Here is an 18,577-nt window from a genome sequence, read left to right as displayed (position 1 = left end):
TTATTCTGGCCTCATGTGTGGAAATAAAATAACATCTCGAATGCTTGGTTTATTGGTGATCAACATAATTAGTCGATCAATACCAATCCCGCAACCGCCTGTCGGGGGCATGCCATACTCAAGAGCACGGATAAAGTCTGCGTCATAATACATCGCCTCATCATCCCCCGCCTCTTTTTGTTCGACCTGTTTTTTGAAACGTTCAGCTTGCTCTTCAGGGTCATTGAGCTCGGAAAAACCATTAGCAATTTCTCGACCCGCGATAAATAATTCAAAACGCTCCGTGATGTTCGGATTATTATCTGACGCTCTGGCCAGTGGTGATACCTCGGTTGGATAATCAATAATAAATGTTGGGTTCCAGAGGTGCTCCTCAGCCACCGCTTCAAATAAAGCTAGCTGGAGCGATCCTAGCGATCGATTGGGAGGCAATTCTTCTCCCATTTTTTGCAAAGACTGTTCAATAAATTCAGTATTGAGAAGGTCTTTAGATGCGAATTGATCAGCGTATTTCTCAATCGCTTGCACCAAGGTTAAACGATCAAACGGTTGTGAAAAATCGATTGCTTTGTCTTGATAAGTTAGTTTTAAGTCCATCCCGCAACCTGTGATGCTGGAGCGAATACAATCTTCAGTGAATGTCATCAGCCATTGATAATCAGCATAAGCGGCATAAAACTCCATCATGGTAAATTCAGGGTTATGACGAACACTTAAGCCTTCGTTACGAAAATTACGATTGATTTCAAACACGCGATCAAACCCGCCGACGACCAATCGCTTTAAATACAGTTCTGGAGCAATCCGCATAAACATTTCCATATCCAATGCGTTGTGGTGTGTGACAAAAGGTTTTGCACTCGCGCCCCCTGGTATCGGATGTAACATGGGGGTCTCCACCTCCAGAAATTTATTATTGACCATGAATTCTCGAATAGACTGGATTGCTTTTGATCTAGTTAAAAAAGTATCCCTAGTCTCTTGATTGACCATCAAATCCACATATCGTTGGCGATATTTCATTTCTTGATCTTGTAATCCATGAAACTTTTCAGGTAGCGGTCGTAACGATTTTGTTAATAAACAAATTTCAGTGACCTCGATCGTCAATTCATCGGTATTGGTCTTAAAGAGCTTTCCTTTGGCGCCAATAATATCTCCCATGTCCCACTTTTTGAAAGAAGAATAGAGTTCTGGGTTCTCTTCATTATTAATTAGATCTCTCGCTACATACAATTGAATCCGACCGGTTCGGTCCTGGATTGTCGCAAAACTTGCCTTACCCATAACTCTTTTGAGCATCATTCGCCCAGCAACAACGACTTCGATATTTTTTTCTTCTAAGGCCGGTTTATCAAATCCATCATAATCTTTGTGCAGTTGTGAAGAGTCATGTTCAGGCTTAAAGTTATTAGGAAAAGCAACGCCAACTTTTCTTAACTCAGTTAATTTGCTTCTTCGTTCTTGAATAATCGAATTTTCATCTACTATCTGATTTTCATTATTTTCCAACTTAAACCCCTTGTTTTAAACTTTCTGTAATAAATGGATCAAGGTTGCCGTCAAGAACACCTTGGGTATTGCCTATTTCAACACCAGTCCTTAGATCTTTAATTCTTGATTGGTCCAGGACATAACTTCTAATTTGATGGCCCCAGCCAATATCTGATTTGGCATCCTCCATCGCCTTTTTTTCTTCATTTCTTTTTTCTAACTCAAGTCGATAAAGCTGAGCTTTGAGCATATCCATTGCTTGGGCTTTATTCCGATGCTGGGATCGATCATTTTGACACTGCACAACAACGCCGCTGGGCTCATGTGTAATTCTAACAGCAGAATCTGTTTTGTTGATATGCTGTCCCCCTGCCCCTGATGCTCGATAGGTATCTATCCTTAAGTCAGCAGGATTAATCTCAATTTCAACTGATTCATCAATTTCAGGATATACATTCACTCCAGCAAAAGAAGTATGTCTTCTGCTGCCTGAGTCAAATGGTGATTTTCGGACCAATCGATGAATGCCCGTTTCTGTTCTAAAATAACCATATGCATAATCACCAATGATTTTAATCGTAGCGCCCTTAATGCCTGCCACTTCTCCTTCTGTAATTTCCATCACCTCGACCTTGAAACCTTTTTCCTCACAGTACCTCAAGTACATTCTAAGGAGCATATTAGCCCAATCTTGCGCTTCAGTCCCCCCACTACCAGATTGAAAATCGATAAAGCAATTATTAGGGTCAAGCGGATTTGAAAACATCCGTTTAAATTCTAATTGGCTGAGTTTTTTTTCTAAAATAAAAGTATCTTGGAGTAAATCATCTAGGGTCGAGTCGTCATTTTCCTCTATTGCTAAATCAAACAATTCTTTATTATTTCCAATACCTAAATTTAACTGCTCAAATTCTTGGATTGTATCTTCCAAAATTCTTTTTTCCTTGCCAATTTTTTGACTGAGGGAATGATCGTCCCAAATTTTAGGATCTTCTTGTTGGCGAGTTAGCTGTTCAAGCTGTTCTTTTTTATGATCGAGGTCAAAGATAGCTCCTGAGAGCTGAAAATCGATCATCGATCTCAGATAATGTTGTTTTTAGCTGATTTAATTTTTCTGCTTCCATAAATTTATTCAAAATAATAATTCTGCGACATTTTAACCTGTTTTTAAGAAACATTAAATTGTCATAAATCTGTCATACTTTAATTTTAAAATTTGATTCTCGATTAATATCCATACAGGAGCGTATACATGGTTTCATCCTTAAAAAAAGCTGTATTAGCAACTGTAGCTACTACTGCATTAACAACGTCAGTATTTGCTGCAGATATCATTAAAATTGATGGTTCATCAACTGTTTATCCGATCACTGAGGCAGTTGCTGAAGAATTTCAAAAAGAAACAGGCAAAAAAGTAACAGTTGGTGTTTCTGGAACTGGCGGTGGTTTTAAGAAATTCTGTCGTGGAGAAACTTCTATCTCAGGCGCATCTCGTCCTGTAAAAGCAAAAGAAATTAAGAAGTGTGATGAAGCAGGTATTTCATTCATTGAAGTTCCAGTAGCTTTTGATGCTTTAACTGTGGTGATCAATAAAGATAATGACTGGGCAACAGAAATGTCTCCTGAAGAACTTAAAAAAATGTGGGGTCCTGATGCACAAGGTAAGGTCATGAACTGGAGCCAAATTCGTGAAGGTTTCCCTGATCAACCACTTAAATTATATGGTCCAGGTGCTGACTCTGGTACGTTTGATTACTTTACTGAAGCAATTATTAAGAAATCTAAATCTATCCGTGGTGACTTTACTGCGTCTGAAGATGATAACGTTTTAGTTCAAGGTGTTGCAGGTGACAAAGGTGGTTTAGGTTACTTTGGTCTAGCTTACTATGTAGAAAACAAAGATAAATTAGGTGCGGTAAAAGTTAAAAACAAAGAAGGTAAGTTTGTAGAGCCATCACTTGAAACAGTTATGGACGGTACATACAACCCGCTTTCACGTCCTTTATTCATCTATTTAAATGCAACTAAAGCAGCATTTGATCCTAACGTGAAAAAATTTGTTGAGTTCTATTTAAACAACGCAGCTAAGTTGTCTAAAGAGGTGGGTTATGTTCCTTTCTCAACTGCGGAATATGATGCAATTAAAAATCACGTGAAAACATTAAAAACTGGTACAGCGTTCAAAGACGGTCCAGCAATTGGTCTTTCAGTGGCTGAAATCTTAGAAAAAGCGACAGACTAGTTGAGTCAATTGCTTAAATACTAAGTAAATAATTAAAGAGGGGTTTTTCACCCCTCTTTTTTTTAAATTAAGTTTTATTTTGTGTAATAATTAATGTGTTTTTTTTAAAGAGTTTCTCTAATGGTCAAAAAAAAATCAAATATTAGTCCAGCGTTAGCCAAAAACATTAGACGTAATTTTTTAGAAAGAATCATCGAGTTAGTCTTGATGTTTTCAGGATTGATAGCGGTTCTGATTACATTTGGTATTGTATATATATTAGTCTCTGAATCAATTCCTTTTTTTGAGGCTGTCACCTTTAAAGAATTTTTAACATCTACCGTCTGGACACCAAATTTTGAGATAAAAAATTATGGGATTCTCCCTTTAGTTGCAGGCACTTTAACAATTACCGGAGTGGCATTACTTGTGGCTGTGCCTCTAGGCACGATTACTGCAGTCTATCTCTCAGAATTTGCTTCTCACAGAGTAAAAGAAACTGTAAAGCCCATCCTAGAGCTTTTAGTTGGCGTACCGACTGTGGTGTTTGGATACTTTGCTTTGCTACTAGTCACTCCATTACTACAAAAAATATATCCAGATTTATCAACCTTTAACATGCTTGGGCCTGGAATCGTGATGGGGATCATGATTGTTCCTTACATCGCTTCTGTGGCAGAAGATGCCATGCGTGCTGTGCCCATGGCCATGAGAGAAGGGTCTTATGCGATGGGAGCAACGAGATTTCAAACGGCTGTATCTGTAGTCATGCCTGCTGCAACCTCAGGAATCGTGGCTGCTTACATATTGGCAATCAGTCGTGGCATTGGTGAAACAATGATCGTGGCTATCGCAGCTGGGCAGCAACCAAACTTTACTTTTAATCCTGTTGACAGTGCTGCCACCATCACAGCCTATATTGTCTCAGTCGCTTTGGGAGATTTGGAGCATGGCGGAATAGGCTATCAAAGTATTTTCGCAGCGGGTATCACATTGTTTGTAATGACTTTAACTTTGAATATTCTGGGTCAATGGACAAGAAACAAATTTACCGAAAGATATTAATACATGGCCATCTCAAATAAAAAAACAGATCAAGACCTAAATGTAATTAGGGCATTGATTAAGAAACATAAAAAGAATGATCAAATTTTCGCTGGCATTGGATTTTTCATCATTATTTCATTAGCAATTACCCTTCTGGTTCTCTTTCTGGATCTTGTGATCGATGGTTATCCAAAAATGAATTTAGATTTTTTCTCCAATTTCCCTTCTAGGAAACCAGAGGGTGCTGGCATTCTGTCGGCATGGGTTGGCTCTGCTCTGGTTCTCGTTGTCACGTTCTTTGTTGCGGTTCCAATGGGGGTGGCAGCCGGAATTTATCTGGAAGAGTATGCCAAAAAAGGTTGGTTTGCTGATTTAATTGAAATTAACGTAGCAAACTTAGCGGGTGTACCATCCATTATTTATGGCCTACTAGCGCTTGGCTTGTTCGTCTATGAGTTTGGGCTTGGTACCAGTGTTTTAACAGCCGGCCTTACACTCTCATTATTAATGTTACCGATTGTTATCGTCTCAACACGCGAGGCTATTCGAGCAATACCTGTTCATATTCGAGAGGCTGCTTTCGCGGTTGGCGCAACAAAATGGCAAGTCACTCTTCACCATGTTCTGCAGTATGCAATGGGTGGCGTGTTAACAGGAATTATTATTGGTATGGCAAGAGCGATTGGTGAGACTGCTCCTGTGATCACCATCGGGGCACTGACTTTTATAGCATTCTTACCCCCATCCCCCGTAACCGATGCTGCTCCTTTTATCAATTTTAGTTGGCTAGAAGCAGGCTTTACTGTTTTGCCAATTCAAATGTTCAACTGGATTTCAAGACCCGAGCATGCTTTTCATATCAATGCTGCCGCTACTGGAGCGGTGATCATTGTACTTACATTACTCATGAATGGTTTAGCGATTAAGCTTCGCTATAACATTAGGAAAAAAATTAAATGGTAGGATATAAAATGGCTAAAAATAAAGAAATTTTAAAAGCGGAATCAAAAAACTTTAATTTCCATTATGCGGATGGAACACATGCTCTTAAAGATATTAATATTCCTCTGTATGAAAAGAAAATAACCGCTCTTATTGGCCCATCTGGTTGCGGAAAATCTACGTTCCTGAGATCTTTCAATCGCATGCATGATTTATATAGTGGAAATAAATATGGTGGCGAAATCATTCTGCACCCAGACAATACAAATATTTTAGATAATAAAGTGGATCCAATTGAAGTTCGAATGAGAATTAGCATGGTATTCCAAAAACCTAATCCATTTCCTAAATCCATTTATGAAAATGTAGCTTACGGCTTAAGAGTTCGGGGTGAAAACAACAAAAGACTTCTAGATGATAAAGTGGAAGAGGCTCTTAAAGGTGCGTCACTATGGAATGAAGTTAAGGATCGTCTGCCAGATTTAGCTTATAATTTGTCAGGTGGTCAACAACAGCGCTTATGTATTGCCAGGGCTTTAGCTACAGATCCTGAGATCATGCTATTTGATGAACCAACATCAGCACTCGATCCTATCGCCACAGTCAATATCGAAGAGTTAATGAGTGAGCTTAAGAAAAAACTTACGATTCTTATCGTTACTCATAACATGCAACAGGCAGCTCGTATTTCTGATTACACTGCCTACATGTATCTTGGAGAAATGATTGAATTTGATGAAACAGATACCATCTTCACAAAACCTTCAAAGAAAGAAACCGAGGATTACATAACAGGAAAATTTGGATAAAACTTATTCATCAAAAGAGCTTTCAGGATTATGGGATAAAGCTCAAGAGCTCTGTAATAAAAATAAACAAGAAGATGCTTTAAAGCTTCTCACTCCGATATGTAATGATCTTAACAACCCTGAGTTTACCTCTTTCTTAAACCTAGCTGGGTTGATTGCCTTAAATTTAAATGAAATTGAAGCAGGTTTTTCTTGGCTGCTGAAGTCTTATAAATTAGATCCGGAGCAAATTGAAGTTAATTACAATTTGTCAATTATTTACGAAAATCAAAAGAACTATAAGCAAGCATTAGACCACCTATCTCAATCACTTCAAATGGATCCAAAAAATACAAATTGTTTATTCAATCGTGCAAACATTTATGAAAAATTGGGTTGCTATGAAGATGCATTAGAAGATATCAAAATATTGATTATGTTACAACAATCAGCTGATATTTATAATTTATATGGACTCATCCAAAGTGGTTGTAAAAATTTTAACCAAGCTATTTCACTCTACAAACAAGCATTAAATTTAGATTCAAATAATATTGATTTCTTAAATAATCTAGCGATTGCTTATAAAGATAATAATAATATTAAACAAGCAATAGAAATATTAAATAAAGCTATGAAATTAGATCCTGAAGTGCCACTAACATTAAATAACCTAGGTTCGATTTTTGAAGAACAAAATCAGCTTGGAAAGGCAATTGAAAACTATAAAAAATCTTATCAAATTCAAAAAAATATTGGAAATTCCTACAACCTTGGAATTGCTCAGCTAAAAATACAAGACTTTACCAATGGTTGGAAAAATTATGAGTCACGTTGGGAAATTAATTCTTTTAGAAAAAAAATGATAAGTACACATAAGCCTCTATGGAGTGGATTGAAATGTGAATCTATTTTAGTTTGGGGGGAGCAAGGCATTGGTGATGAAATTATCTATTCATCAATGCTAAGTGATTTAAAAAAATACTGTAAAAATATATATTACGCAGGCTTATCAAACAAAACGATACCGCTCTATAAAAGATCATTTAAAAACATAAAAGTTTTATCAATGGATGAAATTTCTAATGATGATTTTTTCGACTATCACATCCCAGTTGCAAGTCTTGGGCAGTTTTTAAGATTGGATACAGATTCATTCGAAAAATTTGAAAAATTCCTTTCCGTTGATGAAGATATAAAAAATAAATTACAAAAAAAATTTAATAAACCATTAATTGGAATTAGCTGGAGAAGCACTGCAAGTAATTCAAAAAATGTTCATCTTAGTGAATTTAAAAAATTAATCCACCCAAATTATCAAATAGTAAATCTTCAATATCAATTGTCTTCTAAAGAGATCAAAGAATTGGATTCTTATGGAATCAAATATCTGGAATTAGAATTATTTGATGATATTGACACAACTGCGGCACTGATTGATTGTTGTAACTTCGTTGTCACAGCATCGAATGTGAACGCACATTTAGCTGGAGCATTAAACAAAAAAACTTTCTTATTAAGCGCTTCAGGAGTAAGACAGTTTCACTACTGGATGAGTCCGACATCTAACTCTTTATGGTATCCAAGTGTGCAAATTATTAATCAACGAAACAATAGAAATTGGATTAAAGATTTTGAATTAATTTATAATCAGATCTACAGTGAAAATTAAGCTTCAATGACTTTTTTAATCATTTGAGCGGCTTTTAAAGCAAGGTCTTTATTTTTTCCCTCCGTCATAATGCGAACTAACGGTTCGGTGCCTGACTTTCTAAGTAAGACTCGTCCATTATTATTCATTATTTTTTCAGCCTCATGAATGGAGTTTTTTATCTCTGGAGTATTTAAATCAATTTCTTTATCAAGTGGAATATTTAATAAAATTTGAGGATATAAATTGATTTCTGAAACTGCTTTATCAAAACTGATTTGCCTTTGTTTAATGGATTTTAATACTTGAAGTGCAGAAATGATCCCATCACCAGTCGTATGTAAATCTTTCAATAAGATATGTCCTGAATTTTCACCTCCATAGAGCCAGTTATTTTCTTGCATCATTTCTGATACGTATCGATCACCCACTCCTGACCTCGTAAACCTTATCCCCAGCTCTTGCAAATTTTCTTCAAAAGCTAAATTGGTCATCAGGGTTCCTACCACACCGCTATCGAAATGATTTTCCTCAAATGCAGCACGAACAATAATGAAAAGGAGTTGATCTCCGTCCACTTTATCACCATTGGAGTTTACCATCAGCACTCGATCGCCATCACCATCAAAAGCGATTCCAAGATTAGCTTTGTTTTTTTGGACTTCGGATTTTAATAATTCAAGTGATGTTGATCCACATCCCTCATTAATATTTGTTCCATTAGGACTAACTCCAATGGTGCGAATATCAGCTCCCAACTCCGTAAAAATTTTTGGGGCAACTTGATAAGTGGCACCGTGCGAACAATCAAGGACGATTTTTAATCCCTCAAGCGATAGGTCTTTGGGAAATGTGTTTTTACAAAACTCCACATAACGGCTTTGAGCGTCATCCACCCTTTTTGCTTTGCCAATATTTTCAGAATCTAAATTCTCAATGCCATCGATAGTTTTTTCTATCTCTAGCTCAATTAGATCATCTAACTTTAGACCGTTGCTTGAAAAAAATTTAATCCCATTATCCTGATATAAATTATGCGATGCTGAAATCACTACCCCAATTTGGGCTCTCATGGCTTTTGTAAGATAAGCGATTGCCGGGGTTGGAATGGGTCCTGTTAAAAATACATCGACTCCAGCCGCAGAAAAACCTGCCTCCAGAGCAGCCTCCAACATATATCCTGACTCACGAGTATCTTTTCCAATAATTACTTTTGGTTTACTTGTTGATTGGTTATCTTTCGTGAGGACTTTTCCGGCGGCAAAGCCAAGCTTGGTAAAAAAATCTACCGTAATTGGAAATTTACCTGCCCTGCCCCGAATTCCATCAGTCCCAAAATACTTCCTCATTTATTTCTTTCCAAATATTTTTTTGTCACTTCGACATTATGCGTGCGGATAATTAATGGGTTTTTGACATTTACCAAAGCTGAAAAGAAACCCGTTGCATCATCTAATCTTTTTACATCATCGCCCACTATTTTTTTTAACATGCTTTTCCTAGATAACGCGATGAGTAATGGTGTATCTAATTCTGCAATTGTCTCAAGATTTTGATAAATTTCCCAGTTATGTTCAAAAGTTTTTCCAAAACCAAAACCCGGATCAAGAATAATTCTCTCTAAATTAATACCTTCAGCAACACACATATTTAATCGATCAAGAAGAAATTGTTTTATCTCATTGGTGATATTCACTGAATAATTTGGATTGACTTGCATTGTTTCTGGTGTGCCTTGCATATGCATTAAACACACCATCGAATTTGGATAATCTTTCAATATTTTAATGGACTCATTCTCTCTTAATGCCTTAATGTCATTAATTACATCTACTTCATGGTCTAGCGCAAATTTCATCACCTCTGGTTTATAGGTGTCGACCGAAACAAATACTGAGGTATCCTTTTTCAATGCTTTAATAATTGGACTAATTCTTCGAAGCTCTTCTTCCAGGGTAACTGGCTTAGCCCCTGGTCTCGAAGATTCGCCGCCAATATCTATAATATCAGCACCTTCATCAATCATTTTTTGTGCTTGTTTGATGGCATTGTCTGGATCGATAAAAAATCCTCCGTCAGAAAATGAATCGGGAGTAACATTTAGCACACCCATAATAATTGGATGAGATGAATTTTTAATGAAGGATGAAAAAGTCATACAGGGTAATTATATTAACTACCCTATATTTTACTTGGATTTTGCTGATGGTTGTGGAGAAGTTACCGCTGGACCAGATCCTGCACCTTTATCTCCAGATGGTGATTTACTTGTATCATTTGGCTTAGGTGCTCTTGCTTTTTTGCCAGCCATAATGTCATTGATTTGCTCAGAATCAATGGTCTCATATTCAAGCAATGCTTTGGCCATTGCTTCCACCTTCTTTTTATTTTTTTCAATAATTTTTCTTGCCACAGCATACTGTTCATCCAAAATTTTTCTCACTTCAGCATCTACTTTTTGCTGAGTTGCTTCAGAGATGGTTTTGGATGGCATACCAAAGGTTGATTCATTTTGATCATCGCTATAGACCATAGTCCCTAACTTATCAGACATGCCGTATTTGGTGACCATGTCACGAGCAAGTTTAGTTGCTCTCTCAAAGTCATTCGATGCACCTGTCGACATTTGCTTCATGAATACTTCTTCCGCAATTCGACCACCAAATAGGATAGAGATTTCCTCAAGCATTTTATCTTTAAAGTTGCTAAATCGATCAAATTCCGGCAGTTGCCATGTCAAACCAAGAGCCCAACCTCTTGGCATAATGGTGACTTTATGCACAGGGTCTGCCTTTGGTAAAGACTTAGCCACAATTGCATGTCCTGACTCGTGATAAGCGGTATTAATTCTTTCGTCTTCTTGCATCACTAGTGACTTACGTTCAGGACCCATGTAGATCTTATCTTTAGCATCTTCAAAATCTTGCATAGTCACCGTGCGATGAGCTCGGCGTGCTGCAAATAAAGCTGCCTCGTTAACTAAATTAGCCAAATCAGCACCAGAGAATCCAGGAGTACCTCGCGCTATGATATCCGCTTTCACATCAGCGTCACTTGGTATTTTTCTCATGTGCACATTGAGGATTTGCTCTCGGCCTTTGATGTCTGGTAAAGACACAGCAACTTGACGGTCAAATCGACCAGGACGTAATAACGCTTTATCAAGAACATCTGCACGGTTAGTTGCCGCAATTACTATTACACCAGAATTTGCCTCGAAACCATCCATCTCAACTAGAAGTTGGTTTAAGGTTTGCTCACGCTCATCATTACCACCACCCATACCAGCACCACGGTGTCTTCCTACTGCATCAATTTCGTCAATAAAGACAATGCAAGGAGAATTTTTTTTGGCTTGCTCAAACATATCTCTGACTCGAGCGGCGCCTACACCGACAAACATCTCTACAAAGTCAGATCCCGAAATCGTGTAAAAAGGAACTTTTGCTTCACCCGCGATTGCTCGTGCCAGCAATGTCTTCCCCGTACCCGGAGGGCCTACCATGAGAACACCTCGAGGTATCCTACCGCCAAGCTTATGAAATTTATTGGGATCTCTAAGGAAATCCACCAATTCGGTGACTTCTTCTTTGGCTTCATCGCATCCGGCGACATCAGCAAAAGTTGTCTTATTGGTAGTTTGGTCTAATTGTCGAGCCTTGCTTTTACCAAATGAAAATGGGCCGCCACCTTTGCCTCCACCTTGCATTTGTTTCATAAAGAAAATCCATACACCAATCAGCAAGATCATCGGGAACCAAGAGATAAAAATACTCATCAGCATAGATTGTTTTTCTTCCGGTTTAGCTTCAACAATTACGTTATTTTTTAACAAATCGGACACCATCCATGGATCTGTTGGTGAGTAGGTTGAGAATCTCTTGCCATCCGCTGTAATACCATTAATATTTCTACCATCAATTTCAACCTTAGAAATATTTCCGGACTTTACCTGCTCCATAAACTGAGAATAGACAAGCTTAGTTTCAAAGCGATTTGCTGGTGAAAATTGATTAAAGATCATCATCATTAGCGCACCAATGGCTAACCAAACTAAAATTGTTTTTAACGTATTGTTATTCAAATCATTTCCTTTAAGTTTGCGATATTTATTATTATTCTATCTTTTTTCAAGACCAATTAAAAAGAATTCTGCACTTCTGTTTCGGGAGGAGTCTGGTTTTTCAATCTTGACCTTATTAAAAAGACTCCTCAGTCTTTTCACATAATCCTCAAAACCACTTCCCATAAATGTCTTGACCATAAAATGTCCCTTTGGTTTCAACCAATCTAAGGCAAATTCCAATGAAAGGTCATTTAAATCATTAATCATGGCCTGATCACGACTTTTTATACCACTAATATTGGGTGCCATATCAGAAATTACAAGGTCTATAGCTGTATTTTCTAATAATTCTTCAAGTTTTTGTAAGATGGAAAGCTCACGAAAATCACCTTGAATGAATGTGGTATTTTTAACATTATCCATCGGTAATAAATCGATCGCAAAAATTTTTCCACGATCAGTTATAAGGGAGCTTGCTGCTTGCGACCAACTTCCAGGCGCTGAGCCCAAATCCACAATGCGATCATTAGAGCGTATTAAGTGATACTTATCATTCATTTCAATAAATTTATACGCTGCACGGGACCGAAATCCATCTTTTTGAGCTCGCTTTACAAACTCATCGGATAAATGCTCTTTAATCCAGTTTTTTTTGGTTCTTGTTTTTTTCATGTCTGATACAATGTTATTTTTTTTAAGAAATCATGTTAAATAATAAACAAATCAAAGCATTAAAAGCTGAAGCTCATCACCTCAAAACAACAGTCTCTGTAGGTTCAAAAGGTATCACAAATCAGGTCCTTTCTGAAATAACCAACACTATAAACTTTCATGAGTTAATCAAAATACAAATTCAGTCGGATACAAAACAAGATCGGCTAGAAATTGCCAAACAAATTTGCCAAGCGACAGAGTCAGAATTCGTTCAATTAATCGGAAAACAGGCAGTTATCTTTAAGCAAAAAGACGAAGAAAGTAAATTTTCTCTTTAACGCCACCTGAGCATTAATATAGTCACTAATAAGGTTTGTACTAAAAAGGAGATGCTGGAGATACCATGCCACATAGCAAAACGATCAGCAAAAATGCTCTCCATCACTTCTTTCGGTTGAGCATTGATTTTAAGCGCTTCTAGTGTAGGTTGAATTCCAAAAAAATTAATCAGAACAATCCCAGCAATAAATAAAATGAGCCAAAATTGGCTAGATTTTACTGAAGACCATCCATGATATTTAAATAAATGAAAAAAAATCAAAACAGACATCCCCAAACTAAAGTAACTTAAATAATGAAAAAGTTGACCCGCTACCATTCCAGCTAAAAAAGCTGTAGGAATTTTGTCGAACAGCACCTTGGCGACCATAATCATCCACCACAAGGATCCAGCCCATATTGGTAAAAAGAGTTTAAGGAGATATCCCATGAAATTAAATGTAACTCACATTGCTGATTTCATATGTTTTTTGACCACCAGGTGTTTCAACTTCAACCACATCACCATCTTCTTTACCAATTAAAGCTCGGGCCAATGGGGAGCTAATAGAGATTTTGTTTGCTTTAATGTCCGCTTCATCTTCACCAACTATTTGATAGGTGAATGATTTTTCTTCATCTAAATCTTCTAATTCAATGGTGGCACCAAAAACACATTTACCATCTGCATTCAGTGTAGCTGGGTCAATAATCTGTACATTGGATAATTTAGCCTCAATTTCTGCAATGCGTCCTTCGATAAAACCCTGTCGCTCTTTAGCAGACTCATATTCTGCATTCTCTGATAAATCACCTTGCGCACGAGCTTCGGCAATTGCCTGAATAATATTAGTACGATCTTGACTCTTTAACTGATGTAATTCTTCTTTTAGACGCTCAACACCATTCCGCGTCATTGGGATTTGACCTGCCATTTATTACCCTTAAATAGATTTTAAAAAATACTTCTGATAAATACTGAAGTATATTTGGATTTTAAAGATTGAATATTACTTATGCAAGCTTTGTAAGCTATTCACTTCGAGCTCATCCACATAAGACATTCCAATACATGCAGCCTTTGCTCCGGCTAATGTGGTGTAGTAAGTTACTTTATTCATTAGCGCATTACGTCTAATTGTATAAGAATCTGCTATTGCTTTTTTATCTTCAGTGATATTAACAATAAAATCAATTTCTTTATTCTTAATCATGTCAACAACATGGGGTCTACCTTGAGCCACTTTATTGACTCTTTGCACCATTAGACCATGGCTTTGAATGGATCTTGCCGTTCCATCAGTAGCCACCAAATCAAATCCTAACTTAGCCAAAGCTTGGGCAATATCAATTATATTTTCATGATCTTCTTTGCGAACACTTAAGAATGCTTTGCCTTTAAAAGGCAGTGTCGTGCTGGCACCCAATTGGGATTTTATAAATGCTTCTGCAAAGGTAACTCCAGTTCCCATTACCTCACCCGTTGATTTCATTTCTGGTCCCAAGATCGTATCGACACCAGGGAATTTGATAAAAGGGAAAACGGCTTCTTTAACTGAATAAAATTGTGGAGTGATTTCTTTAATAAAGTTTTGACTTTTGAGTGATTGTCCAACCATGACCTTGGCTGCAATTTTGGCAAGAGGTTTTCCGATAGCCTTGGACACAAAAGGAACTGTTCTTGAAGCCCTAGGATTCACTTCAAGGATGTAGATTGTTTCTCCTTGAATGGCAAATTGAATATTCATTAAACCATTTACTTTGAGTGCCTTGGCCAGCATTTTCGTCTGCTGAATTAAATCTTTTTGGATCATGTCACTCAAATCAAATGGGGGAAGTGAGCATGCAGAGTCGCCTGAATGCACCCCGGCTTGTTCAATATGCTGCATAATCCCACCAACAACAACATCCTCACCATCAGATATCGCATCCACATCAATCTCTTGAGCATCATTCAAAAAGCGATCAAGCAAGACTGGTGACTCATGGGATACTTTGACTGCCTCAGTCATATATCTTTGCAAATCTGACTCTTCATGCACAATTTCCATTGCGCGACCCCCGAGAACATAACTTGGTCTTACCACTAATGGATATCCTATTTCAGCAGCGAGCTGAATAGCTTCTTCTGGGTTTCTTGCTGTTCGATTTGGAGGCTGATTAAGTCCTAAATCTACTAATATCTTTTGGAATCTTTCCCTATCTTCAGCAACATCAATATCCTCTGGTGTCGTTCCGATAATCTTTACCCCAGCCGCTTCGAGACCTTTGGCAAGTTTTAGAGGTGTTTGTCCTCCATATTGAACTATGACTCCATCTGGATTTTCTATATGAATAATTTCCAAAACATCTTCAAGAGTCACCGGCTCAAAATACAGACGATCAGAAGTATCATAATCTGTAGAAACAGTTTCTGGGTTGCAATTTACCATAATTGTTTCATACCCTTCCTCTTTAAGCGCATAGGATGCATGAACACAACAATAATCAAATTCAATACCCTGTCCGATTCGATTTGGGCCCCCGCCGAGAATTACAATTTTTTTATTTTTACTTGGTAAAGACTCGCACTCTTCATCATAGCTCGAGTACATATACGCTGTTGATGTCTCAAATTCAGCAGCGCAAGTATCCACTCTTTTATAAATAGGTCGAATATGGTGCTTTTCACGAAAAGATCGAATAATTGATTGGGAAGTATTTAATAAATGTGACAACCGACCATCAGAAAAACCTTTCTTTTTTAATTCTTTAAAAAATAGAGGATCCAAAGAGTCTAACTCTTTATTTCGTAAACCTAGTTCCAATTCAATAATTTCTTGTATTTGTATTAAAAACCATGGGTCAATTTTTGATTGCTCATGGACTTCCTCAATGGTCATTCCTAGGCGGAAACCATCAGCCAAATACCAAATTCTTTCTGGCCCAGGCTGTCTTAGTTCTTTAATGACCAAATCTTTATCTTCAGTAGTTGAGTCAAGGCCATCGACCCCTATTTCCAGTCCTCTTAATGCTTTCTGAAATGATTCCTGAAAAGTTCTTCCAATAGCCATAACTTCACCGACAGATTTCATTTGTGTCGTCAAGTGGCTGTCTGCTTTTGGAAATTTTTCAAAAGCAAAACGTGGTATTTTAGTCACAACATAATCAATGGTTGGCTCAAATGATGCGGGAGTTTGGCCTCCGGTAATATCATTTTTTAATTCATCTAACGTATAACCAACCGCTAATTTTGCCGCAATTTTGGCAATAGGGAAGCCAGTTGCCTTGGATGCAAGCGCTGATGAACGTGATACTCTCGGATTCATCTCAATCACCACCATCCTGCCATCTGCGGGATTTATAGCAAATTGAACGTTTGAGCCCCCGGTGTCCACTCCAATTTCTCTGAGCACTGCAATTGAGGCAGATCTCATGATTTGATACTCTTTATCTGTCAGTGTTTGGGCTGGTGCAACCGTAATAGAATCTCCGGTATGGACACCCATAGGATCTAGATTTTCAATGGAACAGATAATAATGCAATTATCATTTTTATCTCTAACAACCTCCATTTCATATTCTTTCCAACCCAGTAAAGACTCCTCAATCAGCAGTTCATTAGTTGGTGATGCGTCTAGGCCACGTTCACAGATTTCAATAAATTCATCTTTGTTATAAGCAATTCCTCCGCCGCTACCACCCATCGTGAATGAAGGTCTGATGATGGCAGGATATCCAATAGAAGCTTGCACCTGATGAGCTTCTTCCATGCTGTGCGCTATTGCAGAACGGGCTGAAGATAAGCCAATTTTAGTCATGGCTTCTTTAAATAATTGACGATCCTCCGCTTTGTCGATCGCTTGTTTTGAAGCTCCAATCAATTCAACATTGTATTTTTCTAATATTCCATGACGATCTAAATCAAGGGCACAATTCAGAGCAGTTTGACCTCCCATAGTCGGTAATATTGCATCCGGATTTTCCTTAGCAATAATCTTTTCTACAATATCCCATTGAATGGGTTCAATATAAGTAGCATCAGCAAGATTTGGGTCAGTCATAATCGTAGCTGGATTAGAGTTTACCAAAATCACTCTATACCCCTCTTCTTTTAATGCTTTACATGCTTGTGCTCCTGAATAATCAAACTCACAGGCTTGGCCAATAACGATTGGACCAGCACCAATAATTAGAATAGATTGAATATCGGTTCTTTTAGCCAATCAACCCTCCTTTATGAGCTTGCATATTAGAAAAAAATTGATCGAATAAATAAGCCATTTCTGTAGGTCCCGGACTGGCTTCTGGGTGACCCTGAAAACTAAAAGCTAATTTATTTTTTGACTCAATACCTTGAATTGTTTGATCAAAAAGTGATTTATGGGTCACTAGGATATTGTCATTTAATGAGCTTTCATCAATTGTAAATCCGTGATTTTGACTGGTAATAAAAACTTTTTTTGAATTCAAATCTTGAACAGGATGGTTCGCTCCATGATGTCCAAATTTCATTTTTTTGGTTTGCGCACCAAGAGCTAATGAGAGCAATTGGTGTCCTAAACAAATTCCGAAAATTGGAATTTGTTTTTTTAAAAACTCTTTAATATTATTAATAGCATATTCGCATGGTTCTGGATCACCGGGACCGTTGGATAGAAAAATTCCATCAGGATTTAATTCCAAAACTTCTTGATAGTGAGTTTCAGCTGGAACAACAATTAAATCAGCACCACGGGAGGCTAGCATTCTTAAAATGTTCTTCTTTATTCCAAAGTCATATGCCACAACTTTAAATTGTGTTTCAGAAATTTTTGCATGGCCTTCACCTAAAAACCACTCTCCTTCATTAAAAGTATATTGTTTTTTTGTTGAAACAACTTTTGCAAGATCCATACCAGATAACCCTGGAAAAGAATCTAACATGCTGACATCATTTTGATCTCCGCCTATTAATATCAAACCCGGCTGAGCTCCATTTTTTCTTATGTGTCTCGTCAATCTTCGAGTGTCCAGGTCAGCGATGGCTGGAATGTTATGTTCCTTTAAAAATGCGACAAGGTCTTTTTGTTTTCTAAAGTTCGAGCTCAATGGTGACAAGTTATGAATAATCAAACCCTTACAATAAGCAAAGTCACTTTCATCGTCCTCAGTGTTCGTGCCTGTATTTCCAATATGCGGATAAGTTAAAGTGACAATCTGTTCTGCATAAGATGGGTCTGTAAGGATTTCTTGATAGCCAGTAATTGAAGTATTAAAAACAACCTCACCAACTGATGAAGTTTTAGCTCCAATTGATATTCCATGGAACCTTGTTCCATCTTTAAGAATTAGAAGAGCCGGTATTTTTTCCGACAAAGAACACTCCTGCGTTGATTAGTCTAGGGGTGTTTAAAAGAATAACTTTCAAACTTCTG

General features: G+C 37.4%; 16 protein-coding genes. 6 read left to right on the top strand and 10 right to left on the bottom strand.

The features are described 5' to 3' along the window. Together lysS and prfB are read right to left on the bottom strand one after the other, a co-directional pair. Positions 1-1,512 carry a lysine--tRNA ligase gene (gene lysS / locus QFA95_RS01900; RefSeq protein WP_486463154.1) on the bottom strand — a complete coding sequence of 504 codons (1,512 nt, stop codon included), beginning with the start codon at positions 1,510-1,512 and terminating at the stop codon, positions 1-3. 1 nt (position 1,513) lies between these two features. After that, positions 1,514-2,618 (bottom strand): peptide chain release factor 2 gene (prfB, locus tag QFA95_RS01895; RefSeq protein WP_486463153.1). Its coding sequence is split into 2 segments (ribosomal slippage): positions 1,514-2,536 and positions 2,538-2,618, totalling 1,104 coding nucleotides; the frame shifts between segments, so codons are not numbered across the junction. A 128-nt stretch (positions 2,619-2,746) separates the two neighbouring features. Here prfB and QFA95_RS01890 point away from each other — a divergent pair. From QFA95_RS01890 to QFA95_RS01870, 5 genes are all read left to right on the top strand, one after another. Beyond that, positions 2,747-3,736, top strand: coding sequence for a PstS family phosphate ABC transporter substrate-binding protein (locus QFA95_RS01890; protein WP_486463152.1), 990 nt, complete (start codon positions 2,747-2,749; stop codon positions 3,734-3,736). Between the two features lie 120 nt (positions 3,737-3,856). Then, positions 3,857-4,780: a phosphate ABC transporter permease subunit PstC gene (gene pstC, locus QFA95_RS01885; protein WP_486463151.1), complete on the top strand. Its 924-nt coding sequence runs from the start codon at positions 3,857-3,859 to the stop codon at positions 4,778-4,780. Positions 4,781-4,783: 3 nt separating this feature from the next. Then, positions 4,784-5,725 (top strand): phosphate ABC transporter permease PstA, encoded by a 942-nt coding sequence (pstA, locus tag QFA95_RS01880; RefSeq protein ID WP_486463150.1) that lies wholly within the window; start codon positions 4,784-4,786, stop codon positions 5,723-5,725. Beyond that, complete coding sequence (pstB, locus tag QFA95_RS01875; protein WP_486463149.1) at positions 5,719-6,513, top strand: phosphate ABC transporter ATP-binding protein PstB; 795 nt, start codon at positions 5,719-5,721, stop codon at positions 6,511-6,513. The genes pstA and pstB overlap by 7 nt, the downstream gene beginning before the upstream one ends. Next, positions 6,506-8,164, top strand: coding sequence for a tetratricopeptide repeat protein (locus QFA95_RS01870; RefSeq protein WP_486463148.1), 1,659 nt, complete (start codon positions 6,506-6,508; stop codon positions 8,162-8,164). Before pstB ends, QFA95_RS01870 begins: the two co-directional genes overlap by 8 nt. Here the strand turns inward: QFA95_RS01870 and glmM are convergent. From glmM to QFA95_RS01850, 4 genes are read right to left on the bottom strand one after another with little or no spacing between them, the layout of a single operon-like run. After that, the gene (gene glmM, locus QFA95_RS01865) at positions 8,161-9,492 is read right to left on the bottom strand and encodes a phosphoglucosamine mutase (protein ID WP_486463147.1); all 1,332 of its coding nucleotides are present in this window, start codon (positions 9,490-9,492) and stop codon (positions 8,161-8,163) included. The genes QFA95_RS01870 and glmM overlap by 4 nt on opposite strands. Next, complete coding sequence (gene folP, locus QFA95_RS01860; RefSeq protein ID WP_486463146.1) at positions 9,489-10,301, bottom strand: dihydropteroate synthase; 813 nt, start codon at positions 10,299-10,301, stop codon at positions 9,489-9,491. Before folP ends, glmM begins: the two co-directional genes overlap by 4 nt. A 30-nt stretch (positions 10,302-10,331) precedes the next feature. Further along, positions 10,332-12,227: an ATP-dependent zinc metalloprotease FtsH gene (ftsH, locus tag QFA95_RS01855; RefSeq protein ID WP_486463145.1), complete on the bottom strand. Its 1,896-nt coding sequence runs from the start codon at positions 12,225-12,227 to the stop codon at positions 10,332-10,334. A 36-nt stretch (positions 12,228-12,263) separates the two neighbouring features. Further along, complete coding sequence (locus QFA95_RS01850) at positions 12,264-12,881, bottom strand: RlmE family RNA methyltransferase (RefSeq protein ID WP_486463144.1); 618 nt, start codon at positions 12,879-12,881, stop codon at positions 12,264-12,266. A 32-nt stretch (positions 12,882-12,913) separates the two neighbouring features. Here QFA95_RS01850 and yhbY point away from each other — a divergent pair, with 32 nt between their 5' ends. Next, a complete protein-coding gene (gene yhbY, locus QFA95_RS01845; protein WP_486463143.1) occupies positions 12,914-13,201 on the top strand; it encodes a ribosome assembly RNA-binding protein YhbY in 288 nt (95 codons plus the stop codon). On the opposite strand, the gene QFA95_RS01840 is transcribed toward yhbY, so the two are convergent. The 4 genes from QFA95_RS01840 to carA all read right to left on the bottom strand — a co-directional run bounded on the left by QFA95_RS01840 (position 13,198) and on the right by carA (position 18,518). Then, positions 13,198-13,632 (bottom strand): DUF4149 domain-containing protein, encoded by a 435-nt coding sequence (locus QFA95_RS01840; RefSeq protein WP_486463142.1) that lies wholly within the window; start codon positions 13,630-13,632, stop codon positions 13,198-13,200. The two genes, yhbY and QFA95_RS01840, sit on opposite strands and share 4 nt — an antisense overlap. Positions 13,633-13,636: 4 nt before the next feature. Continuing rightward, positions 13,637-14,116, bottom strand: a complete 480-nt coding sequence (gene greA, locus QFA95_RS01835; protein ID WP_486463141.1) for a transcription elongation factor GreA — start codon at positions 14,114-14,116, stop codon at positions 13,637-13,639. Positions 14,117-14,191: 75 nt separating this feature from the next. Next, the gene (carB, locus tag QFA95_RS01830) at positions 14,192-17,386 is read right to left on the bottom strand and encodes a carbamoyl-phosphate synthase large subunit (protein WP_486463140.1); all 3,195 of its coding nucleotides are present in this window, start codon (positions 17,384-17,386) and stop codon (positions 14,192-14,194) included. Continuing rightward, the gene (carA, locus tag QFA95_RS01825) at positions 17,379-18,518 is read right to left on the bottom strand and encodes a glutamine-hydrolyzing carbamoyl-phosphate synthase small subunit (protein WP_486463139.1); all 1,140 of its coding nucleotides are present in this window, start codon (positions 18,516-18,518) and stop codon (positions 17,379-17,381) included. Before carA ends, carB begins: the two co-directional genes overlap by 8 nt. Positions 18,519-18,577 lie beyond the last annotated feature (59 nt).

Source organism: Candidatus Methylolitoribacter marinus, from assembly GCF_051853155.1.
Lineage (GTDB): Bacteria > Pseudomonadota > Gammaproteobacteria > Burkholderiales > Methylophilaceae > BACL14.
Note: the sequence above shows the minus strand (reverse complement) of the source record. Positions and strands in the feature narration are given on the sequence as shown.